The 1,751-nt window shown below is 57.3% G+C and carries 2 protein-coding genes; both read right to left on the bottom strand.

Translation table 11 applies throughout. The features are described 5' to 3' along the window. The coding region (locus ACFWEJ_RS28625; RefSeq protein ID WP_377232544.1) for a PIN domain-containing protein at positions 1 to 454 on the bottom strand (454 nt) is incomplete at its 3' end. Positions 455 to 524: 70 nt separating this feature from the next. Further along, a complete protein-coding gene (locus tag ACFWEJ_RS28620) occupies positions 525 to 1,535 on the bottom strand; it encodes a ParA family protein (RefSeq protein WP_377232543.1) in 1,011 nt (336 codons plus the stop codon). Between the last annotated feature and the right edge of the window lie 216 nt (positions 1,536 to 1,751).

Raw genomic sequence — 1,751 nt, 5'->3', positions numbered from 1 at the left:
GAATTCCCGCGTCCGACCCGGCAAAATCCTTAGTGTTCGACGAAACAAAAATCACGTCATCAACGGTCGATTCCCCAGCGATACGGACCACGCTGAGCCAAATTGACGCATCGCGACTGCCAATCGCAGAGCCATTTTCGGCGGCACGGGCAGGCGCCCTGCGGGAAGCTTCGCGGAACAGCGCTTCGCGAGCATCTTCCCCATCAGTGGGCCAAATTTCGAATATTTGCACGAGTTCGCCGCGCCAGCCAGTAGCCGCGTTTGCAGGATCAGGAATATAGAAACCCAGATCCTCATCTTTGAAGACCTTTGCAGCCTTCGCCAAAGCCGTACGAAGCCCTGTAGAAGCTGCTTCAGCGGCCGCAAGTCTCTGATGAACGCTCTCTTCAAGAACAACATCGGTCACTACGACCCGCATGGCTTTGAGTTCCGCAACCTTCAAGAGAGCAGACATTAGCGGGTTATCCCGCACCCGGCCGCTCCTGGGCAGGACACATGTATCCAAGATCAATACATCTGTCATGCTAGACCACCGGCACGGATGGCGTCTCTGAAACACTCTCCAAGCGCTGGATCATTTCGGCTGCAAGATCGCTAAACAGCTCATACGTGTCCTGCGCCCGCGTGAACTGAGCTCCCCGCGCCTCAGTGCCCGTAAGCTCGAAGATGGCCGAGCGATTTCGCTGTGCCATTGGGATCAGGCTCGACAGATTCCGAACCTCGCCGATCTTTCCATCAGTGCTGGGTACGCGAACTCCTGCGTCAGTTAAAGGAGTCACGATACCATTGAGATATTGGTCCGGGATCTGCGCTATCCAGCGTCGGTACGCCTCGGCAGGCTGCTCCCGATAGACAGCAAATTGCTGACTTATGTACCCGAGCGGGGACGGCTTTCCCTCCGGCAGTTCGAACTCCAGCCTCAATGCCCGTCGTTCCGCAGCACCTCGCGCGATCGTCCACTCCTCGACCCACCGAGCGGCACTTTCACCGACACTCGGCAGCGCAGTGAGAGAAAACAGGTCTGGAGACATAGGGATAACAAACCCGTCCGCTGCAAGCAGCGCAGCACGGTTGAATGCACCGACGTTGGGGCCTAGATCCATGAACACGAAATCAGCAGAAACACTATTGCCGACCTGTTGCGACAGTCTCGCAATAGCGGTGCTTACACGGAACCCGCGCGGATTACCCGCCAACGCAGACGTCCAGCCCTCAGGAGCAATCTCCTCGAACACGCTCAGGCGGATATGCCCGGGCAGAACCCAGGCATTGTCGCGAATCTTTACCGGTTCGATCTCTGCGACATCACCGTAACCCTCCACCAGGGGGGCAAGCCCGTCATAGATTGTGCGAGACTCCTTGTAGACCGACTCAATCTGCTCGTCGTTAAGGCTAATACTCGTCAAGTTCGCCTGAGCGTCACCATCGACAAACAAAACTCGCTTGCCTTGCCGCTGTAGCGCCATGCCCAGATTGAATAGCAGAGTCGTCTTGCCGACCCCACCTTTGTGATTGTAGAAAGCGATCGTTCGCAATTGACTCACCATCCACTTCGGGATTGAACTCCTGCCCACGGCCTACAGCGGGACTGGGGCCGCGCAACGAAGATCCTAGAGCCCGTGGAGCTATCGCGGAGCAGCGACACCCATTGATCACCCCATCGCTCAGTACTGACAGGTCACGTCCAGCGTGCCCCTACAAGGTCCGTGAGGACTTTCTTTACTGGCTCAAGGCGCGGCTTCGCCGCGCGG

The organism is Promicromonospora sp. NPDC060204 (assembly GCF_042728455.1).
Lineage (GTDB): Bacteria > Actinomycetota > Actinomycetes > Actinomycetales > Cellulomonadaceae > Promicromonospora.
The sequence above is the reverse complement of the archived record's forward strand: the minus strand, read 5'-3'. Positions and strand labels throughout refer to the sequence as shown.